We start from the raw sequence: 18581 nt of genomic DNA, 5'->3' as shown, positions 1-18581 counted from the left end.
TCGCTTCGGCATGCCCGGACACGTGCTGTTCCTCAACTGGCGAGACACTCGCAACCCCGAGGGCGGCGGTTCCGAGGTGTACGTGGAACGGATCGCCGCCGAGCTGGTGGCGCGCGGATTCCGCGCCACCCTGTTCTGCGCCGCGCACCGCGAGGCCCCCGCCGACGAGGTCAACGACGAGGGCATCCGGTTCGTCCGGCGCGGTGGCCGGCACACCGTCTACCTCTGGGCCGCGCTCTGCTACCTGGCCGGGGCGTTCGGCCTCGGCCCGCTCGCCGCGCGCCGCGGCGGCCGGCCGGACATCCTCGTCGACGTCTGCAACGGCCTGCCGTTCCTCTCCCCGCTCTGGGCCCGCCGCCCGGTGGTCAAGCTGATCCACCACGTGCACCGCGAGCAGTGGCCGGTGGTCCTGCCGCAGTGGGCCGCCCGGTTCGGCTGGTGGGTCGAGTCGTCGCTGGCGGTACGCGTCTACCGGCGGTGCCGGTACGTCACCGTGTCCGAGGCGACCCGGCGCGAACTCGCCACCCTCGGCGTACCGCCGGAGCAGGTCTCGGTGGTCTACAACGGCACGCCGGAGCTGCCCCGCACCGACGTCGAACGCGCCCCGTTCCCGCTGCTCGTGACGCTCAACCGCCTTGTGCCGCACAAGCGGGTGGAGGTGGCGCTGCGCGCTGTCGCGGCGCTCGCCGACGAGCTGCCCCAGCTCCGGCTGGTGGTCGCGGGGCAGGGCTGGTGGGAGTCGCACCTGCGCGAGGTCGCCGACGAGCTGGCCATCACCGACCGGGTGGACTTCCGGGGCTTCGTGACGGAGGAGGAGAAGGCCGCGCTGCTCGCCTCGGCCTGGGTCGCCCTGACGCCGTCGCTCAAGGAGGGCTGGGGGCTGACGATCGTGGAGGCCGGCGCGGCGGGTACGCCGACAGTGGCGTTCCGGGAGGCGGGCGGCGTCGCGGAGGCGGTGGTCGACGGGCGTACCGGCCTGCTGGCCGACGACATCGACGACTACCTGGCGAAGGTGCGCGCGCTGCTGCACGACGACGAGATGCGTCAGGAGATGGGCGCTCAGGCCCGGCGGCACGCGGCGAACTTCACCTGGCCGGTGGCGGGGGAACGCTTCGCGACCCTGCTGGAGACTGCGGACTCGCCCCGCCCGGTCCAGCGGCGGGGCGACCCGTCCTACCTGTTGCCGTAGACCTCGGGGGCGTACGGGTCCTGCTTCCCGGCCCGCTTGGCCGCCTCCGTGGCGTTACGCGCCTCGGTCGCGGCCTCCTCGGCCGTGGCGGTCGCGGCGGCCGAGAGCCCGCCGAGGGCCAGGACCCCGAGCAACGCCGCCACCAGGCCGGACACGACAAGGGTCAAAGCTCTACGCATGCCATTCCTCCGATGGTGAGACGTGCGAGCGGACGTTACCACGCAGTAGCTCGCCGGCGTAGGGTCGAAAAGGCGGCAGCCATGACCGCCAGAACGGCAGTTCCGCACGCGAGCACGACCAGCCAGCGGCTCGCTCCGGCCCGCGGCGGCGGACCCGAGGCGGCCGGGTTCCGGTAGAGGCTCAGCGACTCCCCCTCGTACCGGAGGTCGAGACCGGCCAGGACGGCCGGGTCCACTGTGCTCGGCGTACCGTGCTGCACCACCACCCAGCCCACGCCGGTGGCCGAGACCGGCCGCCCCTCGGCGAGCACCCGGCGCACCTCGCGCAGGCGCGGATTCTCCCCGGCCACCGCGACGTCGTCGACCACGAGCGTGTCGTCGGTGAGCACGGTTCCCGGCAGGTAGCGGGGCGCCGGGTCCAGCACCACCCGGCCCGGGTTCCACGGATAGGCCCGGTAGGTGGTCAGCGGCAGGGCGAGGATCTCACCGGGGTCGTCGGGCAGGCGCTCGGCGACCGCCCGCCAGTCCGCCGGGTAGCGCACCGGGCTGATCCGGCCGGCCCCGCCGAACGCCAGGTCGGGCATCACGGCCACCGGCAGGAGCAGCAGCCCGGCCAGCACGATCCCGGCGACCTCGCGGTCGATCCGGGCCACCAGCCGTTCGGCGCCCAGCGCCGCGCACACCACCAGCACGAGGGCGTACGGCGCGAGGAACTTCTGCCCGTCGCGGAGCAGTCCCGCCCCCGGCACGTGCGCCACCGCCCAGCTCAGCGCCGCCTGCCCGCCGGGCAGCACGGCGAGCGCGGCCAGCAGGTACGCGCCGCCGGCCAGCACGCCCAGCCGTACCGCCGCGCCCGCCGGCAGCCGCCGCCGTAGCAGACCGGCGCCGACAGCGGCCAGCACCACGAGGACCAGTGTCGCCAGCGGGGCCAGCGTGGCGGACCGGCTGGCCGGGGTGGCCTGCACGTTCCAGATGCCGCCGGTGCCCGCGAGCGCCACCAGCGGGCCCGCCCAGTTCTCGGCGCGCGCCGCGAACGCCGCCACGCCGGCCGGGTCGGACGTGCCGCCCGCGCCGGTGACCAGGGCCGCCACGATCCACGGGGCGTTGAGCAGCGCGACACCGCCCACCGCGACCGCGGACAGCCGCAGCCGGGCCCGGTCCGCCGCCAGCACCAGCACCGTCGCCAGCGCGATCAGGCCGCCGGTCGGGGTGATCGCGGCGGGCGCGGCGAACAGCACCACCCGGGCGAGCGCACCGTCGCGGCCCGCCCGCAGGTCCAGCGCCGCCCGCACCAGCCAGGGCAGTGCGGCGTACGCCAGCAGCAGCCCCCACTGCCCGATCAGCAACCGCTCGGCCAGGTACGGCGTCCACGCGTACGCCACCGCGGCGACGAGTTGCACCGCACGTCGCTCGGTCGGCACCAGCCGTCCGGCTCCCACGGCGGCGAACAGGACCGCCCCGGCCAGCGCCACCCGCTGCACCACCCAGCCCGGCACGAGCTGGGTCACCAGCGAGACCAGCGCGTCCATCGGCACCGCCCGGGGCAGGCTCTGCGCCGGGGCCACCAGATCCCAGCTCAGCGGCTGCCGGGGAACGAACACCATGTCGTACCGCAGCGCGTAGCCCGGCGCCGCGAGCGGCGCCAGGATCAACACGGTGGCGACGACCGCCACGAGGTACAGCGGCAGCGACTCCCGCCACCGCCGGACCGCGGGGCCGCCGCCCTCGGCGGGACGTCCGGTCATTACGGCTTCGGCACCGCCCGGCCGATGGTGACCAGGTTGGTGCACAACCGGACTCCGGGCGTGTTCACGGTCAGTTCGACGGCGGACCCGGCGCCCTCCAGCATGAAGAACACGTCGTTCAGCCCGCTCTTCAGCGTGATCTCGCGGGTGGCGTCGCCGAGCTTGAACACCGCCGTCGAGTCACCGGAGCTGACGTAGCCGAAGTGCACCACGTACGGCCACTCCACCAGGTAGCCGTCCATCGGGATGCGGACGGTCCGGCCGCCCTCGGCCAGGTGCCCGCAGCCCTCCACGGTGCCGGGCGCGACCTTGCGCCCCTCGACCACGACCGGCCGGATCCGGCCGTTCTCGTCGAACGTCGACGGCTTCTCGCTCATCGTCACGAACGTCGGCCGGCGCTGGGCCGGACGGAAGAAGTGGGACTGGAGGTTGTCCGGCCAGAAGTACCCGGCCACGACCCGGTCCGGGACGGTCGTGTCGAAGAAGACGGTGCCGGGCGGCGCGGCGGCCAACTCGGCCTGCGTCGTGGCCAGGTAGTCCCGCCCGTGCTTGGTGCTCCAGTTGTCGCCGAACCGCGCGGTGCTCCACAGCGTGCCCACCCCGATGGTGGCCAGCAGCACGACCATCGAGACCAGGCCGACCGCGAACGCGCCCGGCTCCCGCAGCACGGTCGGCAGCGGCCACGCGGAGACGTCGTCCTCGTCGCTGTCCTTCATCCCGAGCAGCGCCACCCCGACGCAGATCGCGGCCACCAGCACCACGTCCGCGACGTACCGGGGGACGACGCCGACCAGCGGCCCCAACGGTCCGCCGAGCCGGGTCACCGCGAACAGCGCTGCGACCAGGCCGAGGTAGCAGGCGAGCAGCAGCCAGGCCCGCCCGGCGGTCGGCCGCCGCCGCACGGTGACCACGATCAGCGCCGCGAGCACCGCCCAGGACAGCCACTTCGCGATGTCGTACGGGTCGGACAGCGGCGGCCCGTCACCGGCGTACGTCCAGCGCCACGGCCCGCCGAGCAGGCCCGGCACCACCGTGTCGCCGATCAGGTCGCCCAGGAAGGTGAAGACCTGCCCGACCGAGGTGGGCTCGTCCAGCCCACGGGCCGGGCGGGTCAGGTAGTACGCCAGGTAAGCCCCGGACAGCACGGTGAGCATCAGCCACGCCGGCCAGAACCGCACGACGGTGGTCACCAGGCTGCGCCACGCGCGGCCCTTGGTGAACAGGAACGCGGTCAGCAGGAACAGCAGCGGCACGATCAGCAGCGCCTTGGTGTCGAAGAGCAGGCCGAACACCAGCCAGAACGCGACCAGGACGAGGTGCCGCCTCCGGCCGGTGCGCACGTACCGGACCTGGGCCGCCACGGCGAGGACCAGGGCGAGTTGCGGCGGCAGCACCAGCAGGCCGACCAGCCACAGCGACGACACCTCGAGCGTCAGCGGGCTGAACAGGAACAGGCTCAGCGGGACGAGCAGCCCCCAGCCGGGCCGCAGCAGGTCACGGAGCAGCCGGTAGAGGGCGATCCCCACCGCCGCCTGCCCGGCCGCCAGCAGCAGGATCCACGGCCAGCCGGCGAAACCGGCCGCCCGGACCATCAGCCAGGCGACCGCCAGCCCGCCCGGCATGAGGTGGTTGTTGAACGTGCCCAGCAGGTAGTCCGGGTCCAGCCGGGTGTCGAGCACCTGCGCGGCGATGACGAACTCGTCCTGCGAGAACCAGCCACGGGCGGCCAGCCCGGCGCGCGACGCGACGGACACGATGATGATCGCGATCGCGACCGCGCGGACGCGGTCGGCGGCTATCCAGCGACCGAGCGGTCCGGGTCCGTCGTCCTCCGCGCCGACGGCTGCCGGATGCGTCTCGGCCGCTGCTTGTGGCATTGACATGGTCGGCAGCCTGCCACACGCTTACACGCCGTGGGGACGGCCGTTCTCCTGATAACGCCCCGCAACGCCCCCAGGTCGCCGCTGCGCGTCCGGTCCGGATAACGTCGCGCGACACGCGTCATGTTGCAGGTGCGCGTACGGCCGGCGAGACAGGAGCCGAAAATGCGTGCGGACGGGACGACAACGTCGCCGACGGGGACGGACCTCCCCGCCCGGGAGACCGGCCGGGCCCGGCAGACGGCGCGACGGTTCCGGCACCTGACGATCTGTCTCGCGCTCACCGCACTCGCCTTCCAGCAGGCGCCCGGGCAGGTCGTCCCGGACACCAAGGTCGACCTGAACGTCAATCCGGCCGGGTGGCTACTGCGCTCGCTGCACCTCTGGGACCCCACCGGCACGTTCGGCCAGCTCCAGAACCAGGCGTACGGGTATCTCTGGCCGATGGGTCCGTTCTTCCTGCTCGGGACGGAACTGGGCATCGCGCCGTGGATCGTCCAGCGGCTGTGGTGGGCGCTGCTGTTCTGCGTCGCGTACCTCGGTGTGGTGCGGCTGGCGGGCCGGCTCGGCATCGGCAGCCCCGCCGGCCGGATGATCGCCGGCGTCGCGTTCGCGCTGTCCCCGCGCATCCTGACCCAGCTCGGCTGGTCGTCGGTGGAGTCCTGGCCCAGCGCCGTCGCGCCGTGGGTGCTCATCCCGCTCGTCGGACTCGCCCGGGGCGCCCGGCTGCGCCGCGCGGTCGCCGGGTCGGCTATCGCCGTCGCCTGCGCGGGCGGCGTCAACGCCACAGCCGTCGCCGCCGTGGTGCCGCTCGCCCTGCTCTGGCTCGCCACGCTCCGGCCGCTGCGCCGCCGCGTCACCGCCCTCGCGGCCTGGTGCGGCGCGGTCGCCCTGGCCACCGCGTGGTGGCTGATCCCGCTGCTGGTCCTCGGCCGGTACAGCCCGCCGTTCCTCGACTACATCGAGACCGCCCGCAACACCACGAGCGTCACCGACGCGGTGACGACGCTGCGCGGCGCCTCCTACTGGGTCGCCTACCTGGCGTCCCCGTTCGGCGCGACCATCCCGGCCGGCGCGCGGCTGGCCAACGACACGCTGCTCGTCGTGGCCACCCTGGCGGTCGCCGCGCTCGGCGTGCTCGGCCTGTCCCGGCGGGGGATGCCGCACCGGCGGTTCCTCATCACCGGCCTGCTGCTCGGCGTCGCGCTCGTCGGGCTCGGGCACACCGGCGACCTGCCCAACATCCTCGCCGGGCCGCAGCAGCAGTTCCTCGACGGCATCGGCGCCCCGCTGCGCAACGTGCACAAGTTCGACGTGCTGCTCCGCCTGCCGCTGGCGCTCGGCCTGGCGCACCTGGTCAGCCTCGCCGTACGCGCCGCCCGGACCGCACCCGGGCAGCACCGCGGCCGCGCCACGGCCCGGGCCTGGCTCACCGCCGGCACCGCGATGGTCGCGGTCGCGGGCGTCGCCTCACCGGCGCTCGCCGGTGGCCTGGCCACCCCGGGCGCGGTCAAGGACGTGCCCGGCTACTGGCACGAGGCCACCGACTGGCTGGACGCGAACACCGGACGCGGGCGCGTGCTCGTCGTCCCCGGCGCGCGCTTCCCCGCGTACGACTGGGGCAGCACCACCGACGAGATCGCCCAGCCGCTGCTGGACAGCCGGTGGGCGGTCCGCAACGCCATCCCGTTCACCCCGCCCGCCACGATCCGGCTGCTCGACGCGATCGAGTCGACGCTCGCCACCGGCGCCGGCTCGGCCGGCCTGGCCGACCTGCTCGCCCGCTCCGGGATCAGCCACGTCCTGTTCCGCGCCGACCTCGACCACGGCCGCTCGGACACGGCCCGCCCGGCGGTCGTCCGGCAGGCGCTGGAACGCTCGCCCGGGCTGACCCGCGTCGTGTCCTTCGGCCCGGTACGCGGCGGCTCCGACTCCCCGGACGAGTTCCGCGACCAGGGCCTCGACGTGCCCGGACGCGCACTTGAGGTGTACCGGGTGGACCGGCCCGTCCAGCCGGTGGTCGCGTACGACCGCGACGACGTGACCACAGTCGTCGGCGGTCCCGAGTCGCTGCTCGACCTGGCCGCCTCGGGCCAGCTCGGCGCCGCGCCCACGGTCCTGGCCGGCGACGCGAAGGCCGGCGAGACCACCGGGCCGGTCGTGCTGACCGACGGGCTGCGCCGGCGCGACGTCTCGTTCGGCCGGCTGCGCGACAACTCCTCCCAGACGCTCACCGCCGACGACACCTTCGCGGTGACCGCGCCCGCGCACGACTACCTGCCCGACTGGGGGCCGGAGTGGTCGACAGTCGCCCGCTTCGAGGGCATCAGCGGCATCCGCGCCTCGACCGCCCGCTCCCAGATCGACGCCACCGGCGGTGCCCGGCCGGAGTACCAGCCGTACGCGGCGATGGACGGCGACACCGCCACGTCCTGGCGCTCGGCGCCGCACTCGCGCAGCGACAGGCAGTGGATCGAGGTGAACCTGGCGAACCCGACCCGGGTCACCCGGGTGGAGGTGTGGTTCGACCTGAAGGCCGACGCCCTGCCCACCACGGTCACCGTGACCGCCGGGTACGAGAGCCGCACCGTCGAGCAGTTCGGCGACCACATGGTCTTCGAGCTGCAGGGCGTCCACGCCACCCGCAAGGTCGAGGTCTCCGTCGACGCCGCGTTCGACCTGCGCCCGTTCGGCGACAAGTCGGTCGGCATCACCGAGATCAAGATTCCCGGCGTCGAGACCGGCCGGACGCTCCAGTTGCCCGCCGCCCCCGCCACCGACCAGCCGGCCGGCGTCGTCGTGTCGGCGGCGCCGTCCACGCCCGCCTGCTTCACCGTCGACGGCCGCCCGCGCTGCTCCACCGACGCGATCCGCGGCTCGGAGGACGCCTCCACCATCGACCGCACCTTCACGCTGCCGGTGGCCGGGACGTACGACGCGAGGATGTGGGCGCGGCCGACGCCCGGCCCGGAGCTGAACGCCGCCCTGGACAAGCTGGTCGCCGACGCCCAGCCGTTGCGCCTCGCGCCGCAGGTCACCGCGTCCTCGACGGCGGTGCCCGACCCGGCCGGCCGGCCCGGCGCGGTCCTCGACGGCGACCCGGCCACGAGCTGGTCACCGGCGCTGAACGACGAGGCGCCGATCCTCCGTCTCACCTGGCTCGAACCGCAGGTCATCAGCCGGATCCGGTTCACCGTCGAGGACGGGACCGCCGCCACCCGGCTCGGCAGCGTCCGGGTGGTCGGCAACGACGGGTTCCGCAGCAACCTGCTCACCAACGACGGTGTGCTCACGCTCGACCCGCCGATGCGAACCGACTCGATCACCATCCAGTTCCTCGACAAGCCGTCCGCCACCAGCATCGACCCGTACGGCCTGCGCCTGCCCGAGCCGCTGCCCGTCGCGGTCGGCGAGGTGACGGTGCTGCCCCTCGGCACCACTGTCGCGCCCCGCCCGGAGACGCCGCTGAAGCTGGCCTGCGGATCGGGCCCGACGCTCCAGGTCGGCTCGTCCCGGGTCACCACCACGCTCACCGGCACCGTGCGCGACCTGCTGGAGATGCGCGAGATGCCGGTCACCGCCTGTGGCCGCAACACGCCGAAGCAGCTCGACCTGGGCAGCGGCGAGCACCGCGTCGTCACCACGGCGAGCACGCTCGCCGCCGCCACCCGGGTCGCGCTGGCGCCGCGTACCGCCACGCCCGCCGCGGCGGCCACCGCCGGCGACATCCAGGTGGGTTCCTGGTCGGCCACCGAGCGTCGGGTACGCGTGTCCGAGCACCCCGTCGACCGGGTGCTCGCGGTCCGGGAGAACACCAACACCGGCTGGCAGGCGACCGTCGGCGGGAAGACGCTCACCCCGCTCGTGGTGGACGGCTGGCAGCAGGGCTGGATCCTTCCCGCCGGTGTCTCCGGGGACGTGGTGCTGCGCTTCACGCCGGACACCCCGTACCGGATGGGTCTGCTGCTCGGCGGCGTCCTGCTGGCGGTGGTGGTCCTGCTCGCGGTGCTGCCGGACCGCCGGCCGGCCGGGAATCGCGCGGTCGTCGCCGTACCGGCGGCCCGGCGACGGCTCACCCGCTCGCTGCCGCTGCTCGCGGTCGGCGCCGCCGCGCTCGTGCTCCACAGCGGTCTGCTCGGCGCCCTGCTGGTCGCGGCGGGCTTCATGCTCGCCGTACCCGGGCCGCGCCGCCTGCCCTGGACCGGTGACCCCCGGCGGGTCAGGAGGATCGCCCGGGCGGCCGAGACGTGGCTTCCCGGCGCGCTCGTGGCGCTGGCCGGGTGGGTCTACCTGGAATCGGCCGACCAGCACACCGACGCGCTGCCGCAGCTCCTGACGGTCGCCGCCCTGGGCGCGCTCTGGCTTCCCACGACCGCCCGCCGACGGCCCGTGCGCCGGATCAGGCCGACCTCGGCGGCGGCCCCGGCCGTGCCGGCCCTCCGGGCGCCGGAGCCGGCCGGGCAGCCGACGCCCGTCCCCGCCCTCGCCGCCGCTGCCGTCGCCGCTCCGGCCACAGTCGCCGTTCCTGCCGCCGCACCCATCGGTCCGGGTCCGGTTGCGGGCCTGGGACCGGACCACGAGACCGGTACGGGCGGGAGCCGCGATGCCGAGCCTGACGCGGCCCCGCGGACGGACCGTGGGGCCGAGCCGGGCGCGGGCCGCGACGTCGAGCCGGGCGCGGACCGAGGCCCGGACCACGACGCCGAGCCGGGTCCGGACCTGGACGGTCGCGCCGTGCCGGGTCCCGACGGGCGGCCGGGCCCGGACGCCGTCCCGGGCTCGGACGGCGTGCCGGGCTCGGACGCCATCCCGGGCTCGGACGGCGTGCCGGGCTCGGAGGGCGGCCCCGGCTCGGACGGCGGCCCGGTGTCCCGCGTCTCGGAGATCACGTGAGCGAGGGCCGGCCGGGCCCCGAGCCGGAGGCGGCGGACGGCCGGAGAACCGGGCTGGGCGCGGCGGGCGTCGCGGTCACGCTCGCCGGTGTCCTGGTCAACGGCCTGGCCTACCTGGTGCCGGTGCTCGCCGCCCGGAAGCTCGACGCGGACGACCTCGGCGCGCTCGCCACCGCCCTCGGCCTGGTGGCCATCGCCGGTGTGCCGGGGCTGGGCCTGCAACTGGCGGTCGCCGTGCACCACGCCCGGCACGGCCCGTCCGACACCCGGCGGCTCACCGTGCTGACCGCCGCCGTGTGCGCGGGGGCGCTGCTGGTGGCGACGCCGGTGCTGGTCGCCGCGCTGGACCTGCCGGCGGTGGTGCCCGCGCTGCTGGCGGTCACCACCGCCTCGGTGGTGCTCTCGTCGCGCTCGCTCGGCGAACTGCAGGGCGGTCAGCGCTTCCTGCGGCTCGCCACCGCGATGGCGCTGCTCGCCGCCGCCCGCTACGGCGGGGTGATCGTGGGGCTGCTGCTCGGCGCGGGCCTGACCGGCGCGCTGGGGATCGGTGCGCTCACCGCCGCGCTTGCGCCACCGGCGCTGGCCTGGCTCACCGGTACGCCCCGGCGTCCGTCGGCCGCCCCGCGCCTGACCGTCGCCCAGGTGACCGCCGGATGCGGGGCGACGCTGGCGATGCTCGTCGTCTCCTACGCCGACCTGCTCCTGGCCCGGCAACTGCTGCCACCGTCGGGCTCCGGGGCGTACTCGGTGGGGACCGTCCTGACCAAGGGCGCGCTCTGGGCGCCGCAGGTCGCCGCCGTCCTCGCCCTGCCGCGCCTGGCCCGCGGGGACCGCCGCAGCCGCACCGTCGCGCTCGCGGTGACGGGTGCGTGCGGTCTGGTCCTGGTCGGCGCGTCGGCGGTCGCGGGCGGGTTGGCCTTCCGGCTCGTCGGCGGACCCGACTACACGGCGCTCGGCCGGTACGCGCCGCTGTTCGCCGCCGTCGGCGCGCTCTACGCGATGACGTTCGTGCTGCTCAACGACCGGCTAGCCGGGGGCGTCAGGTGGGCGGCGGCACCGCTGTGGCTGGGCACCGCGGCGCTGGTGACGGTCGCCGCGATCGTGCGCCCGCGTACCGTCGGCGGTCTCGTCGCCGCGGCCCTCGCGACGGCCGTGGTCACGACACTGCTGATGGCCGTGCCGGCGCATCGGCGGACAGCCAGTCACCCAGCAACAGATGATCGATCGAGTCCACCCGGCCCAGCGACCGGCCGGACGCGATCCGCTCCCGCAGCTCCGCCCGCGTGAACCAGCGCGCGTCCAGCAGCTCCACGCCGTCGACGCGGACCTCCTCGGAGGCGGCGACGGCCCGGAAACCCACCATCAGGCCGGCGGGGAACGGCCACGCCTGCGACCCCTGGTAGGTCACGTCGGTGACGGTCACGCCCGCCTCTTCCTGAAGCTCCCGGCGGACCGCGTCCTCCAGGCTCTCGCCGACCTCGACGAAACCGGCGAGCGTCGACCAGGCCCCCTCGGCCGCGCCCGCGTGCCGGGCCAGCAGGCAGCGCCCCGGCGGGCCGGGCGCCTCGACGAGCACGATGACGGCCGGCTCGATCCGGGGGAACAGCAGCCGCCCGCACTCCGCGCCGGCGCAGGCCCGGACGTGCCCGCCACCACCGGCCACCGCCGCCGCGCCGCACGCACCGCAGTAGCGCTGCTGCCGGTGCCACAACAGCAACCCCCGGGCGTACGCCTGCACGGCCGCACCGGCCGGGTCGAGCCGGCCGGCCAGCGCCCGCAGGTCGAGAGCCTTCGTCGCGGAGGCCGCCTCCACTGCGGCCCGCTCGCCCAGCGCGGAGAGATCCACGGCGAACACCGCCGCGTCGCCGTCGACCCCGAGGAAGACGGTCTCGCCCGCGGCGGCCCGGACCGCCGACGCGCGCTCCCCGGTGAGCCGGACCGGGCCGTCGTCGTCGACCAGGCAGCGGTCCCGCCACAGCGGCAGCACGACGCTCGCCGGATCGGCCAGCCGTTCGGCCAGCCAGTCCGCGTCGGCGCGCCGCGCCGCAGCCCGGTCCAGCCACCCGCCGCCGTACGCCGGCACCCGATCCTGTGTCCGCACCAGCTCACCGTGTCACGATCCACGCCCCGGCACGGCCCCGAAACGGGTGATCGGTGCGACACCGGCGGTCCGCCGACACGACCGCCGGACCGGACACTCCCGGCGGGCCCGAGCGTTGGTTACCGTAGGTGTCTCCCGCGGGGGAAGCGGTCCCCGCGTGTACTTCCGATCGAGGTTGCAGTGACGATGTACGGCGAGAAGATGCCGGCTGCCGACGACCGGCCCACCATCAAGGTGGCGGCGGTGAGCTGGCCCGGCGTCGAGATGGAGCCGGTCGCCACACCACCGGGGGGCGGCGGCAAGCCGGCACGCTCGCGACGGGCCCGGCTGCTGCTGGCCGGCGGGATCGTCGCGGCCGTGCTCGCCGGCGGCGTCGGCCTGGGTGCCTACGCGTACGCCGGTGACGTGCCCCGCGGCACCACGGTGCTCGGCACCGAGCTGGGCGGGCGGAGCAAGGCCGAAGCGGCCCAGGCGCTCCGCGCCGAGCTGGAACGCCGGGCTGACACGTTGAACACCCCGCTCGCGGTCACAGTCGGTGGGAACAAGGCCGAGCTGAAGCCGTCCGACGTGGGGCTCGCGATCGACGTGGAGGCGACTGTGGCGGCGGCCGCCGAGGCGGACGCGCACGCGGTGAGCCGACTCGTCGGCTCCCGGTCGGTCGAGCCGGTGGTCACCGTCGACCAGGCCAAGCTGGGGGCGGCCCTGCGCAAGGTGATGGGCGCGCAGGGGCGTGAGATGACCATGCCGGCGATCATCTGGACCGGGACCACACCGAAGCCCGTCTACCCGAAGCCGGCGCTGACGATCGACACCGACGGCGCCGCCGCCGTGGTCAAGGCCGGCTGGCTGGCCGCCGAGCCGGTCACCGTGCCGCTCGTCGAGAAGTGGCCGGCCACCACCCGCGAGGAGGTGGACCGGATCATCGCCGAACTGGCCCGGCCCGCGGTGGCCGCACCGGTCACGCTCACCACCGACGGAGGCTCGGTCACCGTCCCGCCCGCCGCCATCGCCCGGTCGCTGCGCTTCTCCGCCGACGACGCCGGCACGCTCACCCCGAAGGTCGACGTCAAGCGGCTGCGTACCGCGCTCGGCGACAAGCTGACCAAGCTCGAGGTCGAGCCGCGGGACGCCGGGCTGACCATCAGCGGCGGCAAGCCGAAGGTGCTGCCCAGCAAGGCCGGGCGCCAGGTCGACGCCGCCGCGCTCGGCCCGGCCCTGCTCGCGGTGCTGCCGAAGACCGAGGGCCGTACGGTGACCGCCGAGCTGAAGCCGGCCGCCCCCGAGCTGACCGAGGCGGAGCTGGCGAAGCTCGGCATCAAGGAGCGGGTGTCGACATTCACCACCCACTTCACCGGTGGCCTGTCGTCGCCGCGCAGCCAGAACATCGTCCGGGCGGCGAAGGACGTGGACGGCGCGCTGGTGAAGCCCGGCGAGACGTTCTCGCTCAACGGGCACACCGGCGAACGCGGCTACGACCAGGGCTACAAGGACGCCCCGACGATCGTCGGCGGCAAGCTGGTGCCGGGCGTCGGCGGTGGCGTCTCGCAGTTCACCACCACGCTGTTCAACGCCACCTACTACGCCGGGCTGGAGGACGTCGAGCACAAGCCGCACTCGTTCTACTTCAGCCGCTACCCGGCGGTGATCGAGTCGACCATCTACTGGCCGCAGCTCGACTTCAAGTTCCGCAACAACACGCCCTACGGCGTACTGATCGACACGTCGTACACGTCCAGCTCGATCACCGTGTCGATCTGGAGCACCAAGATCTACGACAGCGTGAAGACCGAGTACGGCCCGCGCCGCAACATCACCCAGCCGAAGACGGTCTACCTGACGCCGGGGCCGACCTGCATCGCCGCCGCCGGCGCGGTCGGGTTCGCCCAGGACGCGTACCGGGTCATCAAGAAGGACGGCAAGGTGTTCAAGCGGGAGAAGTTCAGCTGGCGCTACGACGCCGAGCCGCGCTTCATCTGCGCCCCGAAGCCGGGCGGCGACGACTGATCCACCGAACGCGAGAAGGCCCCGCCGGATCCGGCGGGGCCTTTCCCATGCTTGTCACGGCCGTGCCGCGGCCAGCCCTTCGCGTACGCCGTCGGCGTCCAGATCGGTGCCGTAGACGGGCGTGTCCGGCTGCTGCCGCCAGCTCTCGTCCAGGGTGCCCGCGTCGACCGGGTCGAAGCCCAGCTCGTCCACCAGGCCCATGACGGTCCGCTTGGCGTCCGCGTCGTCGGCGGCCACCGGCAGCGCGATCCGGCCGGAGGTGCCCGCCGGCTTGCCCTCGTCCATCAGGTGCGCGGCCTGGATGTTGTTGAAGACCTTCACCACCCGCGCGCCCTTGAGGTGGTCAGCGGTCCAGCGGCTGGAGCTGAGGCTGCGGTCCAGCAGCTCGGGGATGTCGCCGTCCCGCTGGGAGTAGTAGTTGTTGGCGTCGACCACGAGCTTGCCGTCGAAGAGCGCCGCCGGGAGCTGCGGCACCGCCTTCAGCGGGATCGCGATCACCACCAGCTCGGCACCCTGAACGGCATCCTCCACCGAAACGGCCCGGGCGCCGGTCTCGGCGGCCAGGTCGGCCAGGCTCTCCGGCCCGCGGGAGTTGGCCACCGCGACGTCGTGACCGAGTGAACGCAGACGACGGGTGAGGGTGCCCCCGATGTGCCCCGACCCGATGATTCCGATCTCCATGCCCACTCCTGTACCCCGTGCGGTCGGACCCGATCACGGTCCCGGCGTACGACACGTCACGTTTCGCGCCGGCGAGCCGGCGGGCGAGCGTGCGTCGACGGTCCCGGCTCGACGGTACGAGACCGAGGCGGCCCGTCGTGGTGTTTTCCGGGGGGAACGCAATTGGGGGGAAGTGGTGGGCCGGTTCGCCAGTTCGGGGAAGTGGCTGGGTCCGGGGTACTTCGTTGCCGCCACTTCGGGGAAATGGTGGGCCAGCCATCACTCACACGCGTCCGGGCCCGGGGAGGACGCAATTCAGGGCCACCCCGTGTAGGGGTGGCCCTGAATTGGAAGATTGTCCGGCGGTGTCCTACTCTCCCACACCCTCCCGAGTGCAGTACCATCGGCGCTGGAGGGCTTAGCTTCCGGGTTCGGAATGTTGCCGGGCGTTTCCCCTCCGCCATGACCGCCGTAACTCTATGAACATGTCAACCAACCCAGATGGGTGGTGGTTTGTTCAGAGTTGCACAGTGGACGCGTAGCAGCTTGGTAGTCAAGTCCTCGGCCTATTAGTACCGGTCAACTGAACCCGTTACCGGGCTTACATTTCCGGCCTATCAACCCAGTCGTCTAGCTGGGGGCCTTACCCCACAATGTGGGTGGGATACCTCATCTTGAAGCGAGCTTCCCGCTTAGATGCTTTCAGCGGTTATCCCTTCCGAACGTAGCTAACCAGCCGTGCCCCTGGCGGGACAACTGGCACACCAGAGGTTCGTCCGTCCCGGTCCTCTCGTACTAGGGACAGCCCTTCTCAAGTATCCTACGCGCACGGCGGATAGGGACCGAACTGTCTCACGACGTTCTAAACCCAGCTCGCGTACCGCTTTAATGGGCGAACAGCCCAACCCTTGGGACCTGCTACAGCCCCAGGATGCGACGAGCCGACATCGAGGTGCCAAACCATCCCGTCGATATGGACTCTTGGGGAAGATCAGCCTGTTATCCCCGGGGTACCTTTTATCCGTTGAGCGACACCGCTTCCACATGCCAGTGCCGGATCACTAGTCCCGACTTTCGTCCCTGCTCGACCTGTCAGTCTCACAGTCAAGCTCCCTTGTGCACTTGCACTCAACACCTGATTGCCAACCAGGCTGAGGGAACCTTTGGGCGCCTCCGTTACCCTTTAGGAGGCAACCGCCCCAGTTAAACTACCCACCAGACACTGTCCCTGAACCGGATAACGGTCCGAAGTTAGATACCCAAATCAACCAGAGTGGTATTTCAAGATTGCCTCCACCCATACTGGCGTATGGACTTCACCGGCTCCCACCTATCCTACACAAGCTAATTCAGATACCAATGTCAAGCTATAGTAAAGGTCCCGGGGTCTTTCCGTCCTGCCGCGCGTAACGAGCATCTTTACTCGTAATGCAATTTCGCCGGGCCTGTGGTTGAGACAGTGGGGAAGTCGTTACGCCATTCGTGCAGGTCGGAACTTACCCGACAAGGAATTTCGCTACCTTAGGATGGTTATAGTTACCACCGCCGTTTACTGGCGCTTAAGTTCTCCGCTTCGCCCCGAAGAGCTAACAGGTCCCCTTAACGTTCCAGCACCGGGCAGGCGTCAGTCCATATACATCGAATTACTTCTTCGCATGGACCTGTGTTTTTAGTAAACAGTCGCTTCCCCCTGCTCTCTGCGGCCATACAACGCTCCACCCGCGCGGGGCTTCACGTCTCCGGCCCCCCTTCTCCCTAAGTTACGGGGGCAATTTGCCGAGTTCCTTAACCACAGTTCGCCCGATCGCCTCGGTATTCTCTACCTGACCACCTGTGTCGGTTTGGGGTACGGGCCGCTAAGAACTCGCTAGAGGCTTTTCTCGGCAGCATAGGATCACTGACTTCACCTGAATCGGCTCGGCATCACGTCTCAGCCTCATGGTGTGCGGATTTGCCTACACACCGGCCTACACGCTTACCCCGGCACAACCACCGGCCGGGCTCAGCTACCTTCCTGCGTCACCCCATCGCTTGACTACTACCCGCCAGGTTCCCACGCTCCCCACCATTGGTCCGAAGACCGCCGGCAGCTCGGGTGGTTAGCACAACGAGGTTCGTCAGGGTCGCTCTTTCGCGGGTACGGGAATATCAACCCGTTGTCCATCGACTACGCCTCTCGGCCTCGCCTTAGGTCCCGACTCACCCAGGGCGGATTAGCCTGGCCCTGGAACCCTTGGTCATCCGGCGGAAGGGTTTCTCACCCTTCTTTCGCTACTCATGCCTGCATTCTCACTCGTGCCGCGTCCACAACTGGGTCACCCCGCTGCTTCACCCCCGGCACGACGCTCCCCTACCCATCCACACACCTGCATATCCCATCAAGGAGATACGAAGTTATTATGTGAATGCCACAGCTTCGGCGGTGTGCTTGAGCCCCGCTACATTGTCGGCGCGGAACCACTTGACCAGTGAGCTATTACGCACTCTTTAAAGGGTGGCTGCTTCTAAGCCAACCTCCTGGTTGTCTATGCGACCCCACATCCTTTTCCACTTAGCACACGCTTAGGGGCCTTAGCTGGTGATCTGGGCTGTTTCCCTCTCGACTACGAAGCTTATCCCCCGCAGTCTCACTGCCGCGCTCTCACTTACCGGCATTCGGAGTTTGGCTGATTTCGGTAAGCTTGTGGGCCCCCTAGACCATCCAGTGCTCTACCTCCGGCAAGAAACACGCGACGCTGCACCTAAATGCATTTCGGGGAGAACCAGCTATCACGGAGTTTGATTGGCCTTTCACCCCTAACCACAGGTCATCCCCCAACTTTTCAACGTTGGTGGGTTCGGCCCTCCACGCGGTCTTACCCGCGCTTCAGCCTGCCCATGGCTAGATCACTCCGCTTCGGGTCTAGAGCATGCGACTAAAAACGCCCTATTCAGACTCGCTTTCGCTACGGCTCCCCCACACGGGTTAACCTCGCCACATGCCACTAACTCGCAGGCTCATTCTTCAAAAGGCACGCCGTCACCCCGCAAGGCTCCGACGGATTGTAGGCGAACGGTTTCAGGTACTATTTCACTCCCCTCCCGGGGTACTTTTCACCATTCCCTCACGGTACTCGTCCGCTATCGGTCACCAGGAAGTATTTAGGCTTACCAGGTGGTCCTGGCAGATTCACGGCAGATTTCAGGAGTCCGCCGCTACTCGGGAACACCCACAGAAGACCAGCAGCTTTCACCTACCGGACTATCACCGTCTACGGTCAGCCATTCCAGACTGTTCGACTAACCACTGGCTTTGTAACTCCTCGAACAAGTGTCAGCTTGTCCAGCAGGGTCCCACAACCCCGACCACGCAACCCCTGACAGGTATCACACGCCGCCGGTTTAGCCTCAATCCGCTTTCGCTCGCCACTACTCACGGAATCACTAATTTGTTTTCTCTTCCTACGGGTACTGAGATGTTTCACTTCCCCGCGTTCCCCCCACACACCCTATGTGTTCAGGTGCGGGTGACATCACATGACTGATGCCGGGTTTCCCCATTCGGACACCCTGGGATCACAGCTTGGTTGACAGCTCCCCCAGGCCTATCGCGGCCTCCCACGTCCTTCATCGGCTCCTGGTGCCAAGGCATCCACCGTTCGCCCTTGACAACTTGACCACAAAGATGCTCGCGTCCACTGTGCAATTCTCAACAAACAACCAACCCACAACCCACAGCCCCACACCTACAACCACCACGTGATTACGGTTTGCGAGACCAGGCCATGCCTGGCGCCTTCCGCCCCCGGAAACACAGTCCACAGGGGCATCTCAAGGCTCTGAAACAACAACCACTCGGGTTGTTCTTTCAGGACCCAACAGGGTGCTTACATCCCGCGCCAGCCGCACCAGGTTCTCGTTCCCACCACCCGCAGGTGGCTGTACTAGAGGA

General features: G+C 71.2%; 7 protein-coding genes, 2 rRNA genes and 2 pseudogenes. 4 read left to right on the top strand and 7 right to left on the bottom strand.

Annotated elements, in window-relative coordinates; all coding sequences use genetic code 11:
• Positions 1-10 precede the first annotated feature (10 nt).
• Positions 11-1189: a glycosyltransferase family 4 protein gene (locus tag ACN27C_RS09565; RefSeq protein ID WP_120574092.1), complete on the top strand. Its 1179-nt coding sequence runs from the start codon at positions 11-13 to the stop codon at positions 1187-1189.
• On the opposite strand, the gene ACN27C_RS09560 is transcribed toward ACN27C_RS09565, so the two are convergent.
• Genes ACN27C_RS09560 through ACN27C_RS09550 form a run of 3 tightly spaced genes read right to left on the bottom strand, consistent with a single transcriptional unit; the run spans position 1174 to position 4990 of the window.
• Positions 1174-1368 (bottom strand): hypothetical protein, encoded by a 195-nt coding sequence (locus ACN27C_RS09560; RefSeq protein WP_091425994.1) that lies wholly within the window; start codon positions 1366-1368, stop codon positions 1174-1176. The genes ACN27C_RS09565 and ACN27C_RS09560 overlap by 16 nt on opposite strands.
• 35 nt (positions 1369-1403) lie before the next feature.
• Positions 1404-3113, bottom strand: a complete 1710-nt coding sequence (locus tag ACN27C_RS09555; protein WP_422750962.1) for a hypothetical protein — start codon at positions 3111-3113, stop codon at positions 1404-1406.
• Complete coding sequence (locus tag ACN27C_RS09550) at positions 3113-4990, bottom strand: hypothetical protein (protein ID WP_422751601.1); 1878 nt, start codon at positions 4988-4990, stop codon at positions 3113-3115. Before ACN27C_RS09550 ends, ACN27C_RS09555 begins: the two co-directional genes overlap by 1 nt.
• A gap of 168 nt (positions 4991-5158) precedes the next feature.
• Here ACN27C_RS09550 and ACN27C_RS09545 point away from each other — a divergent pair.
• Both ACN27C_RS09545 and ACN27C_RS09540 read left to right on the top strand, forming a co-directional pair.
• Positions 5159-9430 (top strand): annotated as a pseudogene (locus ACN27C_RS09545) (alpha-(1->3)-arabinofuranosyltransferase); the annotation flags it as partial.
• A gap of 452 nt (positions 9431-9882) precedes the next feature.
• Positions 9883-11172, top strand: coding sequence for a lipopolysaccharide biosynthesis protein (locus ACN27C_RS09540; protein WP_422750961.1), 1290 nt, complete (start codon positions 9883-9885; stop codon positions 11170-11172).
• On the opposite strand, the pseudogene nudC reads toward ACN27C_RS09540, so the two are convergent.
• Positions 11063-11986: pseudogene (nudC, locus tag ACN27C_RS09535) on the bottom strand (NAD(+) diphosphatase); the annotation flags it as partial. The gene ACN27C_RS09540 and the pseudogene nudC sit on opposite strands and share 110 nt — an antisense overlap.
• A 186-nt stretch (positions 11987-12172) precedes the next feature.
• Here nudC and ACN27C_RS09530 point away from each other — a divergent pair.
• The gene (locus tag ACN27C_RS09530; RefSeq protein ID WP_364812231.1) at positions 12173-13990 is read left to right on the top strand and encodes a VanW family protein; all 1818 of its coding nucleotides are present in this window, start codon (positions 12173-12175) and stop codon (positions 13988-13990) included.
• 54 nt (positions 13991-14044) lie between these two features.
• Here the strand turns inward: ACN27C_RS09530 and ACN27C_RS09525 are convergent, their stop codons facing one another.
• The 3 genes from ACN27C_RS09525 to ACN27C_RS09515 all read right to left on the bottom strand — a co-directional run bounded on the left by ACN27C_RS09525 (position 14045) and on the right by ACN27C_RS09515 (position 18308).
• Positions 14045-14671, bottom strand: coding sequence for an NADPH-dependent F420 reductase (locus ACN27C_RS09525; protein WP_364808851.1), 627 nt, complete (start codon positions 14669-14671; stop codon positions 14045-14047).
• Between the two features lie 336 nt (positions 14672-15007).
• Positions 15008-15124: ribosomal RNA gene (gene rrf / locus ACN27C_RS09520) — 5S ribosomal RNA — on the bottom strand.
• Positions 15125-15199: 75 nt separating this feature from the next.
• A 23S ribosomal RNA gene (locus tag ACN27C_RS09515) occupies positions 15200-18308 on the bottom strand.
• Positions 18309-18581: the final 273 nt, after the last annotated feature.

The sequence above is a fragment of the Micromonospora sp. WMMD1219 genome (assembly GCF_049315215.1).
Classification (GTDB): domain Bacteria; phylum Actinomycetota; class Actinomycetes; order Mycobacteriales; family Micromonosporaceae; genus Micromonospora; species Micromonospora tulbaghiae.
The sequence above is the reverse complement of the archived record's forward strand: the minus strand, read 5'-3'. Positions and strand labels throughout refer to the sequence as shown.